The sequence below is a fragment of the Paraburkholderia lycopersici genome, from assembly GCF_900096975.1.
GTDB lineage: Bacteria > Pseudomonadota > Gammaproteobacteria > Burkholderiales > Burkholderiaceae > Paraburkholderia > Paraburkholderia lycopersici.
On the sequence record NZ_FMYQ01000007.1, the window covers coordinates 12,575 to 27,899 of the forward strand.

Annotated in this window: 8 protein-coding genes; 2 read left to right on the plus strand and 6 right to left on the minus strand. The window is 68.3% G+C overall.

The features are described 5' to 3' along the window. Positions 1 to 52: 52 nt before the first annotated feature. The 6 genes from BLU17_RS09840 to BLU17_RS09865 all read right to left on the minus strand — a co-directional run bounded on the left by BLU17_RS09840 (position 53) and on the right by BLU17_RS09865 (position 13,079). Entirely contained in the window at positions 53 to 4,159 is a 4,107-nt protein-coding gene (locus tag BLU17_RS09840; protein ID WP_245746789.1) for a cellulose synthase subunit BcsC-related outer membrane protein, read from the minus strand. Beyond that, positions 4,141 to 5,448, minus strand: a complete 1,308-nt coding sequence (gene bcsZ, locus BLU17_RS09845; protein ID WP_091996542.1) for a cellulose synthase complex periplasmic endoglucanase BcsZ — start codon at positions 5,446 to 5,448, stop codon at positions 4,141 to 4,143. The genes BLU17_RS09840 and bcsZ overlap by 19 nt, the downstream gene beginning before the upstream one ends. A 2-nt stretch (positions 5,449 to 5,450) precedes the next feature. After that, positions 5,451 to 7,838, minus strand: a complete 2,388-nt coding sequence (gene bcsB / locus BLU17_RS09850; protein ID WP_091996543.1) for a cellulose biosynthesis cyclic di-GMP-binding regulatory protein BcsB — start codon at positions 7,836 to 7,838, stop codon at positions 5,451 to 5,453. Between the two features lie 448 nt (positions 7,839 to 8,286). Further along, positions 8,287 to 10,500 (minus strand): TonB-dependent receptor, encoded by a 2,214-nt coding sequence (locus BLU17_RS09855; RefSeq protein ID WP_091996544.1) that lies wholly within the window; start codon positions 10,498 to 10,500, stop codon positions 8,287 to 8,289. Between the two features lie 577 nt (positions 10,501 to 11,077). Next, positions 11,078 to 12,337, minus strand: coding sequence for a LysR family transcriptional regulator (locus tag BLU17_RS09860; RefSeq protein ID WP_091996545.1), 1,260 nt, complete (start codon positions 12,335 to 12,337; stop codon positions 11,078 to 11,080). Between the two features lie 40 nt (positions 12,338 to 12,377). Then, positions 12,378 to 13,079 (minus strand): GntR family transcriptional regulator, encoded by a 702-nt coding sequence (locus BLU17_RS09865; protein ID WP_091996722.1) that lies wholly within the window; start codon positions 13,077 to 13,079, stop codon positions 12,378 to 12,380. Positions 13,080 to 13,840: 761 nt separating this feature from the next. Here BLU17_RS09865 and BLU17_RS09870 point away from each other — a divergent pair. Both BLU17_RS09870 and BLU17_RS09875 read left to right on the plus strand, forming a co-directional pair. After that, positions 13,841 to 14,968, plus strand: coding sequence for an NAD(P)/FAD-dependent oxidoreductase (locus BLU17_RS09870; protein WP_091996546.1), 1,128 nt, complete (start codon positions 13,841 to 13,843; stop codon positions 14,966 to 14,968). Between the two features lie 39 nt (positions 14,969 to 15,007). Beyond that, positions 15,008 to 15,301, plus strand: a complete 294-nt coding sequence (locus BLU17_RS09875) for an antibiotic biosynthesis monooxygenase family protein (RefSeq protein WP_176928994.1) — start codon at positions 15,008 to 15,010, stop codon at positions 15,299 to 15,301. Positions 15,302 to 15,325 lie beyond the last annotated feature (24 nt).

The window sequence follows — 15,325 nt, forward strand, 5'->3', positions numbered from 1 at the left end:
GGTTCGTCGTCATCATGCGCGCTTGCTCGGTTATCCGGATCGGCTGGCGAGGTCAATAAGCCGAATAAGGCGTGACCGGCCGCGGCGGGAACGGCACCTGACCTTTCTGCGGGGAGAAGAAGTAACGCATGTAGAGCACTCCCACGTTCGGCGCGTAGTCGCGCGACCGGTCGATCGAAAAGCGCCCGCCGACCACGAAATGCGGCGTCACGCGATATTCGAGCGCCGCTTCGAGCGTATAGCTGAAGCCGCCGCCCGAGCCGCCGCCGAAGTAGGGCGAGCCGAGGTCGTTGGCGTTCATGAAGGCGAGCGCCTGGGCCTGCAGGCCGGGCCGCGTCGGGAAGAACGGCGACTCGTCCTCGTTGGTGAACGACATGCCCACCGATCCGTCGATTTCCCACGAAAGCTTCTTGTAGCGGCCGGTCCAGTCGAGCGGGATGCCGACCGAAAAATAGCTCTGCGGGCTGTAGTAGCCGCCGTTTCCGAACGTGTAGTTGTGCTCGTTCTTCGAGTACTTCCAGTAATTGAGTGTCAGGCCGCTCGACACGACCTGGTCGGGCCGCCTGAACACCGACCAGTCGTAGCCGCTGCGGATCTTGAACTCCTGATTGGTCTGCACGTTCTTGCCGGTCAGCAGGCCGAAGCCGATGCTCGTGAATATCGTGCCGGGCCCGAAGTCCTGCGCGCCGCGCACGGTGAAGCCGTTGCGCACCACGCCGCCCCACAGCTCGCCGGTCACGGGATCGCGCCCGCCCGCATAGGAAACGAGGCTTGCGGTGACGGACCGCCGCGAGACGTCGAACGAAAGCGACGCGTGCCGGAAATCGTGCCGGTACTGAATGCCGCCCAGCACGCTCTGGATCGGAAAGCCCACGGGCGTGCTGCCGATGTCGGCGCGCCAGCTGTTGTTCGCGCCGCTGAACTCGTAACCCGCTGCGAGCGCGACGCCCGTCGCCATTTCGTTGACGGGCGAGAGCCCGGCGTTGCCGAGCGCGGCGATCTTGCCATACCTGTCCGCGGTATCGAGGTCGTTGGCGGGCAGCGTGCCGGCGTTCAGATAGACCGTGTCCGCGTGGAAGAAATAGTGGCCCGTATAGCCGTCGGGAATGCGCACGTAAACTGGCGCTTCGGTGGCGTGCAGCTCCGAGATGCCGGCGTCTCCGGAGAGATTCGACTGATACCAGCCGGTCGCGACCTGCCCCTGCTTGCGGTCTTCGAGGCCTTGCAGCGCGCGGCCCGCCGACGTCGTGCCGTCGGCGTCGGGCTGCGTGCCCGCGGCCTGCTCCTGCGCGCGCGAGGCGCGGTAGAGGTTCGCGGCTTCGTTGTACTCGCCGCGCGCCTGGGCGACGCGTCCCGCCTGGATCGTGATATCGGGGTTGTCGGGATACTGCTCGCGCAACGGCTCGACGACGGCCGAAGCCTCGTCGTCGAGCCCGAGCGCCGTGAAGCGCCGCGCCACGGCAAGGCGCGTGTCGACGTCGTTGTCGGCGGTATCGGCCAGCACTGCACGCACCATCTCCGCAGCCTCCCGGTCTCGGCCCATGCGCTCCAGCATACGCGCAACGGCGAGGCGTGCGTCGGCGTCGTCGGGTTGCGCGGCAAGCACCTTCCGCGCCGAGGCTATCGCGTCCCTGTAGTCGCCCTTCGCTTCGAGCAGGTCGACTTCCGCGAGCAGCCAGCGCCGGTTCGACTTGAGTCGGCCGGGCACCGCGTCGAGCGTATGGCGCGCGCCTGTCAGGTCGCCCGCTTCGATCTGGCGGTCGGTTTCTCGCACGGCGAGGCGCAGCTCCTGGTCGTCGAGACTGGCCAGCTGCTCCCCGGTGATGCCGGGCTGATCGCGGGTCGCGTCGATCCAGTTCGCCCAGGCGTCGTCGCGGTTGGCCGCCGCGAGCAGTTCGCCGTAGCGCACGCGCGCGCCGTTCGCCGCCGGGTCGTCGGGGTGCGCGGCGAGCCAGTCCTGCACGAGCTTCAGGCCCCGGTCCGTCTCGCCGATCGCGATCCACTCGCGCCCGACCGAAGCGAGCATCTGCGGATCGTTGGCCGCATTGGCGTCGTCGGCAGCCGAGTCGAGCAGCGCGCGCGCCTCGTCTTCCTTGCCCTGCGCGATGAGCTGGCGGGCCTGCGCGAGCTTTCTTTGCGCGGCGAGGTTGCCCATCAGCTCGCGCATGCCTTCGCTGCGCTCGGCGGCGGGCACGGCGTCGAGCTGCGCGGCGGCCGCGTCGACGTCGTCCACGGAATTCAGATAGAGCGCCGTGGCGTAGCGCATGTCGGGCGAGGGCGAAACGCGCAGGCCGTCTTCCATCACCTCGCGGCCGAGCGCGGGCAGGCCGAGGTCGCGATACTGGCGCGCGAGCGTGAAGCGCGTCCAGGCGTCGTCGGGCGTGAGCCGCACGGCCTCTTCGAGTGCCGCGATGGCCGGGCTTTTGCGGTTGTCGGCGAGCAGCTGGTCGGCCTGGATCGACAGCAGTTCGGCGTGCAGCCGCTTGAGCTCGGCGCTCGAACCGCTCACGCGCGGCGTGGTCGCGGCGATGAGCGGGCCGACCTCGGCTTCGCGACGGGTTTCGCGCAGCACCGTCACGAGGCCGCGCAGCGCGTCCATGTCGGGCTTGGGCGCGTCGACGAGCGGACGCAGCACGGCTTCGGCTTCCGGCCACTTCTTCTGCGCGATGAGCGCGTTGCCCAGGATGTCGGTGGCGCTCGTGTTGCCCGGATCGAGCCTGAGCGCCTCGCGCGCGAGCGCTTCGGCCTCTGCGGGCTTGCCTTGGGAATTGGCCTCGCGCGCCTTCGCGATGGTGCCCCAGATGGCGGCCGTTTTTTCGAGGCTGCGCCACTTGCCGGCGTTGTCCGGGTCGAGCTTGAGCGCGCGGGCGAACAGTTCGCGCGCCTCGTCGTGGCGGCCTTCACGCAGCCGCACGAGGCCGAGCGCGCCGATCGTCTCGCCGTCGTTGGGGTTGGCGCGCTGGGCGCTTTGCAGCGAGGTTTCGGCGTCTTTCAGATCGCCGCGATCGAGCTGCGCGAGACCGCGCGCGCGGTCGGCGGCGCCGGGGCCGGGGCGGGCGCGGGCCTGGGCGGCCCCGCCGCCGCCGGGCGCGCGCGAGGGCGCCGGCGCCGTGATGACGGCCGACGGGTTCTGCGCCTCGGCAAGCGCCTGCGCCTGTCCTTTCGCCCCGACTAGCTTGCCGAGATCGGCCACGGTTTGGCGGGCGTCGGTATCGTCGGGCACCTCCTGCAGATAACGCAGATACCACACGTAATAGGCGGGATCGTCGTGACCCGCGCTCGCCAGCGCGCGCCGCCACAGTTCGAGCGCGAGCGCGCGGTTGCTGTCCTGGCGACGGTACACGCGATAGATCAGGTTGAGGCCTTCCATGCGCGTGTCGGCGCGGTCGGTGAGCAGGTCGCCGAGGATCAGCGCGAGGCGCGGGTCGTCGGGATTCTGCCGCACGCGCGCGCGCAGTTCGCCGATCGCGCGCGCGCGGCCTTCGGTCGTGCCCGCGAGGATGCGGTAGTAGTCGCGCGCGAGATCGCCCGCCGGCGCGCCGTTCGGAAACAGCTTGAGCAGGCGCGCCGAGGCTTCGTCGCTTTTCCCCGCCGCCGAGAGCAGGCGAATTTGCGCCATCTCCATCTTGCCGCTCGTGGCGACGCGGTAGGCGTCATTGAGCTCCTTCGTGGCGCTCGCGTTCGGGGCGATCTTCCTGAGCCGCGCGAGGATCTTCGCGGCTTCGGCGGGACGGTTCGAGCGCAGCTCGATCTGGCCGAGCAGCGCGAGCGCGTCGGGTTGCTGAGGGTCGAACAGCAGCGCCTTCTGCACGAGGCCGCGCGCGACGTCCGGCCGGTCCTTGCCTTCCCACATGCGCGCGGCCGAGAGCAGTTGCGCGGCCTGGGCGGCGGGCGTCGCGGCGCTGGTGCCGACGTTGGTGCCGGGTTGGGTGCCGGGTCTGGGTCCCGCCTGCGCGCAGGCGAGGTACGGCGAGGCCGCGAAGACCAGCGCGACGAGGCGCGCCATGTTCGGCGACAAGGCCGGCCACGGGCGCGGCGGCAAGCCTGGACCGGCCGCGCCCGGCGAGGCGCGTGCGCCCGCGCGCCGCGCCGCGCGGCGCGCGCTGCGCCCACGGACGGCGCCGGCGTGCGCGGGGGCGTTCAGCGCGGCGTGGGGCATGCGCTCGTCCATGCTGGGGCGACGCGGCCTTGCGCGTCGAAACGGTAGAACCCGTCGAGATAGCCGAGGCCGAAGAGCATCAGCACGCTGCTGTAGTAGCCGGGCGGCGACTGCTGTGCGAGCGTGCGGCTTCTCTGGACCTGGGTGCTCGCGAGATCGGCGCGGCCGAGCGCGGCCAGATACGGCGCAACGGCTGCGGAAAAACCGCCGTTGCCCGCGTTCGGCCCGGGGGTGCCGGTGCGCGTATCGACGCGTTCGGGCGCAAACCCGCGTGCGCCGACAAAGTCCGCGAGCGGCCTGAAGGTGGTCAGCGTGCCGGCGCGCAGCGGGTCGTCACTGGCGAGCATGCCTGCCCACAGGTACACGCGGATCGCGTTGTAGGCGCTTTCGGCCTGGGTTTGCGCGTCGGGCGCGAAACCGCCGCTCGCGTGGTATTCGACCCAGTCGGGCGAGTAGCCCTTGGGCGCGGTGTCGTTGACGAGCCGCGTCGACGAGACAAGCAGCGCCTTCCATTCGCTCGACTGCGGCTGATCGAGCAAGAAGCGGCGCATCACCTGCAGCGGCACGTAGCTCGGATTCAGGCGCCAGCCGTCCTTGCCGATCGTGAAGCCGACCGGCCCCGGCAGCACCGTGCGCCCGAGGCCCGGCAGCACGGCGGTTTCCTCGCGCACGATGTTGCGCGCCATCACGGTCCCGAGCGCCGTATAGCGCCGCTCGTTCCATAGACGTCCCGCTTCGAGCAGCGTGTAGGCGATCCAGAGGTCGGCGTCGCTGGCGGAGTTGCCGTCGATCACGCCCCACTGCGGCTCGCCGGCCTGCGCGGCGCCCGCTGCGGCGGCGGCCGACGCCCCCGAACTCCCAGACGCCGCCGCAGCCGCGACCGGCTTTCCGTCCTCGCCGATGTCGCGCCGCCCCCAGACCCACGCGGGCAGATGCGAGGCGAGATCGCCCTGCGCGAGATTGTTCTCGGTCCACGCGAGGACTTTCTCGAAGCTCGCGCGGTCATTCGCGACGAGCGCGAAGAAGAGCGCGTAGGACTGCCCTTCGGAGACGGTCACCTGGCGCGGCGTGCTCGCGTCGATCACGCGCCCGTCCGCGCTCAGCAGGGTGCTGCGAAACGCGCTCCATGCGGGCCACGCGCAGGCGGTGGCGGTGCCGGGCGCGGCCGCCCGTGCCGCGCCGGCCGGCGGCAGCAGGGCCAGCGGCGCGCATGCGAGCGCACCGGCCGCGAGCCAGCGCGCGAGGCGTGGCGCCAGAACGGGCGCGAGCGAGGCCAGGCCCGGACGCATCGTCAGGTCCCGCTGCGGCGGGAGGCCATGCGGCCCAGCGCCCAGAACACCGTGAGCGCGACGATCAGGCCGGCGAGTATGCCCGCGAGCGCCATCAGCGAGGGGTAGCGCGAGATGTGCACCCACGCTCGCGCATACCACGGCAGGTCGCCGACGAAGTAGCGCGCGCCCACGCGCAGCCCCTCCACCTGGCCCTGGCGCACGAGCGTGAGGTCGCCGTGCATCTGCGAGATCTTGCCGCCGTCCTGGAGCGCGTCGAGCACGTCGCCAAGCTGCGCCGACGAGGTGGTGGCGAGCGCCACCACGCTCTTGCCGCTCCTGAGCGGCGACTCGAAGGCGATCAGTGCGGCCATCGGGCCGCCGAGCGTGACGATCGAGCGACCCGACGGCGTCGAATCCTGATCCTCGATGCCGCCGAGCCAGCCGGGCCAGCCGCTTCGCTGGTCGCGCGTCGTCACTTCGGTCTTGCCGCGCGCGATCAGGAGCGGCAGATCCTTGCCCCACTTCGCGAGCAGTTGCGCGCCCGAGCCCGAGCCGATCACGAGCAGGTCGCGCTCGCGCACGCTGTCCACCTCGCTTGCGGGCACGATCGTCACGCGCAGCGAGGGCAGGCCCGTCCATTGACCCATGTGGCCGAGCATCGTGAGCACGGCTTCCTGGTCTTTCGCGTCGGGCGCGTCAGGAATCACGATGGCCGTCTCCGAGAGGTCGGCCATGCGCGTGAACGGATAGCCGCTGTTCGCGAAGTAGGCGAGGTTCGGCAGCGCCGTGTAGTGCGCGAAGCCGCTGAAGTCGATCACGGAGTCGGGGTCGACGGCCGCACGCGCGACGTCGGCGGCCGTGGAGGTGCACAGGCCCGTCTTCTGCGAATCGATATGAAACTGGAACTGGAACTGGTTGTCGCTGCCCACGCGGAACGCGGGAATCTCCAGATTGGTCGAGGCGCGCGTATCGGGGCCAGAAAGCAGCGGCACGTTGATGCGCGCCTCGTCGGACGCGCGCGTGACGGGCCGCAAATGCTGCGAGCGCACGAGCTGGTCGTTGATGCTCACGTTGAGCACGGAATCGTTCCACGCCGAAGGCGCCGTGTAGCGGTAGCGGATGTCGAGCGGCACGTTGCCGCGCGCCCAGGCGTAGAGATCGGCGGGCACGCGCAGGTTCACGCGGATCGCGGGCGGGTTGTAGCCCGATACCTGCAACTGCTGCGGGTCGCTCACGAGTTCGCGGAACAGCACCGGCCGGTCGGTGGGCACCCAGTTCGGCGCGTCATAGGGCTTGCGGGCCGGGCCGGGATCGACCGACTGCACCATCACGCTGCTGCCCGTCATGCCGGCCTGGCCGAGCACGAGCGCGTAGGCGGCCTTCTGCAGTTCTTCGGGCGTGCGGCCCGCGAGCACGAGGAGCTTGCGGCCCGACTGAGGATCGGCGGCCGGGTTCGGCATGACCGAGATCGTGGGGCCCTTGATTTCCGCCAGCTTGAGCCCTTCGGGCACCTGGTTCGGCAACGCGAGCGCGATGGCGTTGGCGTCGGGCGGCGCGGTGCGCGTGACCGGGAAGCGCGCACCGCGATAGCTCGCCAGCGCGCCAAGCCACGACGACACCATGCCGGCCGCGCGCAGCACGGGCACGCCCGCGTTGGCGGCCAGCACGAAGGGCACGCGCACGAGGCGGTTGTCGTGGCGGTCGAAGAACGGCACGGGCAGCAGCGCGAGGTCGTCGGGCAGCACGATGCCCGCCGTGTCGAGCTTGAGCGACGTTTCGGGACTCACGTCGGCCCAGAGGCTCGAATGATAGGCGTCCTCGCAGTGGTCGAGCGTGTAGTGCGCGATCATCTGCACGGTGATGCGGTTGAAGTCCGTGAAAAGGCGCGGGTCGAGATCGATCTCGCTCGTGACGAGTTGCCCTGCCGTTTCCTTGACGAGTGGAATGGTCGCGACGACTTCGCCGTTCACGAACACTTTCAGATGCGAAAGCGCCCAGACGAGCGACGGCGAGTAGGTGTAGACGAGCTTGAGCCTGGCGCCGGTCACGACTTCGTCGGTGCGGACGTCGACGTTCATGCTGGCGGTGGGATCGAGGCCGCGCAGCGCGATCGGCCCGTACACACCCATCTGGCGCAGCGTGAACGTGCGCGAGCGCGGCTGCCCGAGCGGCGCGGGCGCCGCGGCCTCGGGCAGCACGGCGCCGGGCGCGGTCTGGATGACAGGCGGTCCGGCGACGGCCGCGGAAGCCGCGCCTGGCCCAGACGCGGCGCCGGCGTTGGCCGCTGCCCTCGCCGTCTTCGCCGCGAGCGTGGCCGCAACGGCCGACTTGTCCGCCGCGAAAAGGCTCGATCCCACCAGTAATCCGGCGACGAGTGCGCCGAGCCCAATTTGAACGGTTAGTCGCATCGGAACAGCCCTTTATCTTCGCGGTGCCCGCCTTTATCCAGTAAAGGCATCTACCAGGGATATAGGCGGACTTGCTCCGCCAGCCGTTATCTCTCGAAACCGCCTCGATGTGGAATGAGTTTAGCGGACAGACAAGGACCGCGCCCTATGGGTGCGCGCGTTTATGCGCCTCGCGTAATCTGCGAGGATGACGGGCTGGCGGTCGATGTGACATTTGCATGCGGCACGCGGGTTTTGTTGCGCGCACCGTCAGGATGATAAGGATGCCGCATCATTCGCCGGTATTCGATCGCGCGCCGTGCGCAGCAAAGCGTGGGATGGGTTTGCGTCTTACGGTGGCGGGCCGCGAAGGAATCGACGCCTTGCGCATACCGGCCAGCAACGAAAGGGCCAGGCAGTTCATCCGCCGGGCCCTTTGTTCGCGTCGCTACGCGCGGACGACGACCGCTCAGAAGTCCGTCGTCATCGAGAACAACACCGTGCGTGGCGCGCCCATCGTTAGATAACCGCCATTGGTCGACGACCAGTAAGCCTTGTTCGCGAGGTTGTACACATTGGCGCGGAACGTGGTGGGACGGCCGAACACGCTCGTCGAGTAGCGCGCGCCGAGATCGACGGTGTCCCACGCCTGGATCGACATGGTATTGGCGGCGTCGAAATACTGCGGACCCGTGTGGGTCCAGCGCGCGGAGAGCGTGAGGCCCTGCACCCAGGGCACGTCGTATTCGGCGCCCAGGTTGACGAGGAAGCTCGGCACGCCCACCGGCTTCTTGCCGTCGGTCGCGCCGCCATCGGTGCCGCGCTGCTCGGCGTTGAGGTAAGTTGCGCCCGCAATCAGACGCACGCCCTTGTACACCTCGCCGAACACCGACGCCTCCACGCCGCGATGCCGCTCGTTGCCATTGGCCACGAACACGCGCGCAGTATTGGTGTAGGTCTGCGGCTTTTCGAGCTGGAACAGCGCGAGCTGCGCACCGTACCTGCCGTTGTCGTACTTGGCGCCCACTTCGTACTGCTTCGTGCGCTCGGGCGCGAGCTGATCGCCGTAGTTCAGCGTGTTCTGCGGGGCAATGCCGCCCGCCGAAAGCGACTCGCTACGGTTCGCGTAGATCGACACGTTTTCCCAAGGCTTGACGACGAGGCCGAAAAGCGGCGTCGTGATCGAGTCGTTGTAGTTCGAGGTCTGCAGCAGCGTCGAGGACGAGTAGCCGTTCGAGAGAATTTCCTGATGACGCACGCCCACCGTGAACAGCACGCGGTCGTGGAAGAAGCCGAGCGTGTCCGATGCCGAGACGCTTCGCAGCAGGTTCAGCGCCGTGATCGGCGGGTTGCCGTTCGTGCCGGCGGAGGAGTTCGTCGGCGGATACGGCACCTGCGCCGTGTCGTAGAGATCGGTCGCGAACGGACCGCCGTAGGTCCAGCCCGATTGCGTCTCCACGCGCACGATCGAGGCGCCCGCGGTCACGAAGTGGCTCACCGGGCCCGTGTCGAAGCGGCCGCGCACGCCGGCTTCCGCCGACGTCGCGCCTTCCTTGCGCACCACGCCGAGCCGCGAGCCGGAGGTGTTCGCAGGGTCGGTGTAATAGGGCGAGAAGTATTCGCCGTGCTCGTTCGTGTGGCGCACGCCGCCCGTCACGTAGGCCGTCCAGCCGGGCAGGAAGTCGTACTCGGCGCGCAGGATGCCGACCGTGTCTTCCGCGTCGCTATAAGACCAGGTTTGCGCATAGTTATGGGTGGCCGAAGGCACGGCCGGGATCTCGTCGCCCGAGACGTAGACGACCGGACGGCCGTCCGAGACGTGCTGGCGCTGGTAAAGAAAGTCGCCTTCGAGGCGCAGCTTCTCGCCGCGCCAGTCGAGCGTCACGGCCGTCTGGTTGTTGCGGCGCATTTCGTCGTCGATGCTCGTTTCGCCGTCGCGGTTCGACTGATTCACGCGAATGCCGAACTGGTCGTTCTCGCCGAAGCGGCGGCCGACGTCGATATGCGTGCCGAACTCGCCCGACGCGCTGCCTTCGAGCGTCACGCGCGTGAGCGGCTTGTCGTCGGCGCGTTTGAGCTGCAGGTTCACGCTGCCGCCGATCGCGCTGCCGTTGGGCGACGTACCATTCACGAACGCGCTCGCGCCCTTGAAGATGTCCACGCGCTCGAGCGCGGCCGTCTCGACGAGCTGGCGCGGCGTGATGCCGTAGAGGCCGTTCAGCGAGATGTCGTCGCTGTCGAGCGTGAAGCCGCGAATGACGTAGATCTCCTGAAAGTTGCCGTAGCCGTAGGCCGTGCGCACGGCGGGGTCGTTGGAGAGCACGTCGCCGATGGTGCGCGCCTGCTGGTCTTCTATCAGCTTCGCGGTGTAGGTCGTCATGCTGAACGGCATGTCGATGTTCTTCTGCGAGCCGAGCACGCCGAAGTCGCCGCCGCGCGCCACGTGGCCGCCGCCGAAGGTCGGCTGCAGGTCGCCCGGCAGCGGTTCCTGTGCCGCTTGCACCTTCACCGCGGGTAACGTGGCGTTGTCGGCGTCGCCGGTTGCGGCGGTCGATGTCGCGGCCGCCTGCGCGAACGCCGCGGCTGGCAGGCTGAAGGCGGTGATGGCCGCGACGATGGCGGCGCGGGACGTCGAAAAGGTCGAAGGCGGATTGAAAGGCGCGTGAAAACGGGGTGCGGACATAAAAAGTTCGAAGCGATAGTGGCGCGGGCGCCCTTGGTGCCTGTGATGCCCCGAGGCCCCTGGGCGAATGGTTTTGCTCGTCGGCTGGACGGGTGCGTCAGGGCGTACTCCGTCGGCTCCGGCAAAAGTATGCGGATTGTATTACAAATGAGAATGATTGTTATTTATTCGATCACCGCGAATGAGTGTATTCAGCGTTTACGCAACAACTTCGGTCTCACGAAGCCGATGCAGACGCAACGAAAGCCCGATTCGTTGGGGGGTAGGGAGGGGGATAGGCGAGTCGGCTGTGGCTAGCACTTTCGCCATGTTGCGCGCTCAACCAACGCGTTGGCCGACCGGTTCGCACGGCGCTCCCGAATTCGCGCCAGTGCCCGTCAATAAGCAGATTCGATGCGCTCGCGCAGTCCTTTCTCAGGTTCGCGCAATGTGCGCAAACCTGCGATGGGGCATCGTGACGATCGACGTATGGTGGACCGGAAATGACTGAAAAATCGCTGCCGTGGCGAGTGCGCGCAGCGCGGATTGCGTCTGGCGCGCGGGCGGTGCTCGTTTCGCTTCTATGCGGCGCCCCCGCTCAACCTGCGCGCCGTCCTTCCACCACGCGCGCGGCCGGCGCCATGTCCATCACCGCAAGACGGATCGCGTCGATCAGCGCGCGAGCCGCAGGCGAGGGCGAGCCCTGCGCGCGCAGCGTGAGGCCGATATCGCGGCGCGTGTGCTGCAACGGCACGTCGAGAATCGCGAGCTGGTGCGACTCGATTTCATAGTGCAGTTGCTGCGCGCAAAGCGCCGTGATCATGTCCGTGCCGAGCAGCAGGCCGCGAATCACGGCGAGATCGGCGGTTTCGACGATGGGCATGGGCGGCTTGAGCTTCACGCGCCGGAACTGCGCTTCGAGCAGCCCGCGCGACGGCGAATGCGCGCGCGAAAGAATCCACCGGGCGTCGCGCAGGTCGTGCAGCGTGAGGCCATGCCGGTTCGCCAGCGGATGATCGCGCCGCGCGAGCACGACCATGTCCTCGGACATCAGCCGTTCGCTGGCGAGGCCGCTGGCCGTGTCGTTTTCGCGCAGCGCGCCGAGCACGAAGTCGACGTCGCCCGCGCGCAGGCCGGCCACCAGCAGTTCGTAGGCGCTTTCGTCTGTCACGACGCGCACGCCCGGATGCTGCGCGCAAAGGCGCGCGATGGCGGCCGGCAGAATCAACGTGCGTCCCAGCGGCAGCGCTCCCACCGTCACCGCGCCCTGGATGTTGCCGCGCAGCGCCGCGATGTCGTCGGGCACGTGGCGCAGTTCGTTGAGCGCGCGCCGCACGTGCAGCACGAAGGTTTCGCCCTCGGCCGTGAGCAGCACGCCGCGCGGCCCGCGATGAAAGAGCGTCACGCCCGAACCGCTTTCGAGCACGCGCATGGCGCTGCTCACCGCGGGCTGGCTGATGCCGAACGCATGGGCCGTGCTCGGCATGTGGCGGTGCCGCGCGAGCGCGACCAGGAGTTGCAGCCGCCGCGTGTTGAGGAGGTAGGCGGGCAGCGCGCCTTCGCTCAGCGTACGGCGGCGCGCCTGGCGCGCGGCGCACCACTGGGCGAGGTCTTCGAGTTCGCTGAAAATGCGCCCGCAACGTTCGAGCACCGCGCGGCCGGCGGCCGTGAGCAGCATGCCCGAAGGCTTGCGCTCGAAGAGCGGCGAGCCGAGCGCCGTCTCCAGTTCCTGCACCGAGCGCGTGACGGCCGATTGCGCGCGATAAAGCGCCGAAGCGGCGCGCGTCGCGCTGCCGGTATCGGCAACGAGGCGGAAAGCGCGCAGATGCGCGAGGTTCAGGAGTTCGGGCTGGCTCACGGCTCGATGATCTCGTTCTGGGGTGGGATCCTGCCGTGTCTCATGCGGCGCGTGCGATCAGAGGCAGGCGGTCGACCGAGAGATTGAGGCTTTCCTTGGAAATATGGGTGTGCTCTTTCATCAGCGCCTCGACGCGCGCACCCTCGCCGTTCACGAGCGCGCCGACGATAGCGTGATGCTGGCGGTGCGCGTACGAAAGCATCGTGGACTGGCGCTCTTGCGCGGACTTGTCGAACACCACCGTGCCCGGCGAAACGAACGGAATCTTGTCGTTGAGCCCGAGCGCCGCGCTCACCGCGAGATTGTGCGCTGCTTCCACGATCAGTGCGTGGAAGCGGCCGTTCATCGCCGCGTAGCGCGTCTGCGCTTCGCTGTCGAGCGCGCCGTCCGCGAAGATCGCGTCGCCTTCGCGCAGGCAATCTTCGAGCGCGCGCACAAGCGCCGCATCCACGCCGCGTTCGGCCACCGAGCGCGCCGCGAGCCCTTCGAGCACGCCGCGCACGTCGATGGCGTTGAGCACGTCGGTCACGGAAAAGCGCCGCACGACATAGCCGCGTGCGCCCGAACGCTCGACGAGGCCTTCGGTGGCGAGCACGCTCAACGCATAGCGCAGCGGCGTGCGCGAAATGCCGAGGCGTCCGGCGAGCTGCGCCTCGACGAGCCGCTCGCCGGGCGCGAGCTCGCCGGAGAGGATGCGCGTGCGTAGCGCCTGCACGATGGTTTGCTGGGTCGTTCCGTTCATGTCATGCGTGAATTGCAGTTGGTGCAAGCGCGCCCGGCAGCGCGCGGCCTTGCGAGCTTGTTCTTCGATATCTGTTTCGTTTATGAGAGGACTGCCGAGGCGGATTTCCCGCGCCTCTTGCAACGAGGATTCAGGATACCAAAAACCGTTGCGGCCCACGGGCTTGAGGGATCGGCCCGCTAGCGAAACGAGCATGGAAGCCCGCGATTTACGAGGGAAAACGAAAATCGTCGGTTTAACTCTTACCCGCGGCCGGAACGGCATTTCTGTCATTTCGTATCCCAATTGAGGAATCGAGGGTGCCGAGGACGTATCCGGCCATGCGGTGCGCGCGCGCCGCATGGCCGGCAGCAGACGGCGAAATCATGGCGGGAATAATGAGCGGCATCGGCTACCCGCACGTGCCGACAATCGGCATGGCATGCGGCGCAACGCGAATTCGCCGACGGAGGCGCAGGCAAACTTCCACTGCCTGACATCGCCAGCTACCGCGATCTCGCGATCCATCCTGCCGGGCCGTCCATGAACGACGGGTTCGACCTCACGGTCTTCAGGACAAGCCGCTCGGCCACGGCTGCAACTCGCCGCTTTCGCTCATGCTGCCGCATGAAGGCCGCTGGCCCGCCGGACCGCTTTTCTCTCCGTACGACCGCTGCGGTTGTTCACGCCGGCCCGGCTCGCGACCATGGCACGCAAGGCACGCGAATTGGGCAAAATAGCGGCAATCGAAACAGGACTCGCGTGACGAGAAAGGAAGTTTCATGACGGACACGGTGGATTGCGTCGTGATCGGTGCCGGCGTGGTCGGTCTCGCGGTTGCGCGCGCGTGTGCGCAGCAGGGCTGGGAGACCGTCCTCGTCGAGGCGGAGAACGCCATTGGCACGGGCACGAGTTCGCGCAACAGCGAAGTGATTCACGCGGGCATCTACTATCCGCAGGGCTCGCTGAAGGCGCGCCTGTGCGTGCAAGGCAAGCACAAGCTTTACGCCTGCTGCGAAGAGAAGGGCGTGGAATACAGCCGTTGCGGCAAGCTCATCGTCGCGACGCACGAAGGTCAGCTCGACGCGCTGCGGGCCATTGGCGCCGCGGCGGCGGCCAACGGCGTGGACGACCTGCGCTGGCTGGAGCGCGACGAGGCGCGCGCAAAGGAGCCGGCGCTCGATTGCGTGGCCGCGCTCGAATCGCCGTCCACGGGCATTGTCGACAGCCACGGCTTGATGCTCGCGCTGCAGGGCGACTTCGAAGCGGCGGGCGGCATGCTCGCGTTGCGCTCGCCGGTCACGGGCGGCGCGGTGAGGCCGGGTGAACCGACGCTGCTCGAGGTCGGCGGCGACGAACCGATGGAACTGCTCGCAAAGCGCGTGGTGAACAGCGCAGGCCTCTATGCGCAGCAGGTGGCGGCATCGATCGAGGGCGTGCCCTCGGAGTCGATCGCGCCGGGCCGCTATGCGAAGGGCAATTACTATTCGCTGGCCGGCGCGGCGCCGTTTGCGCGGCTCATCTATCCGGTTCCCGAAGAGGGCGGGCTGGGCGTGCATCTGACGATCGACCTCGGACGCCAGGCGCGCTTCGGTCCCGACGTGGAATGGATCGACACGATCGATTACACCGTCGACCCGGGCCGCGCGGCGACATTTTACGAGGCAATTCGCCGTTACTGGCCCGCACTGCCTGACGGCGCGCTGCAACCGGGTTATGCTGGCATCCGCCCGAAGCTTGCCGCCGGCGGCAGGCGCGGCGACGGGCATGGCGACGGCGACTTCATGATCCAGGACGCGCGCGGGCACGGCGTGAGCGGGCTCGTGAACCTCTACGGCATCGAGTCACCAGGGCTGACGGCTTCGCTCGCGATCGCGGACGAGGTGGTCGAACGCCTGAACATGAACTGAACGCATTGACGGATCGAAGCGAATCACAAGGAGAACAGGATGGTCTACGAAATGGCGCATATCACGGTGAGCGTGGGCAAGAACGCCGAATTCGAAGCGGGCGTTGCGCAGGCGCTGCCGCTATTTCACCGCGCGCGCGGCTGCCGCGGCGTGGAGCTGCAGCGCGGCGTGGAAGAGCCGAACCAGTATGTGCTCGTGGTGCAGTGGGATACCGTCGAGGACCACATGGTGCACTTTCGCGAGTCGGCGGACTTCCAGGAGTGGCGGCGCCTCGTCGGCCCGTATTTCGAAAAGCCGCCTGTGGTCGGGCATACGCAGGTCGTCGTGAAGTAACGCGCTGAGCGGGGCCGGCTGCGC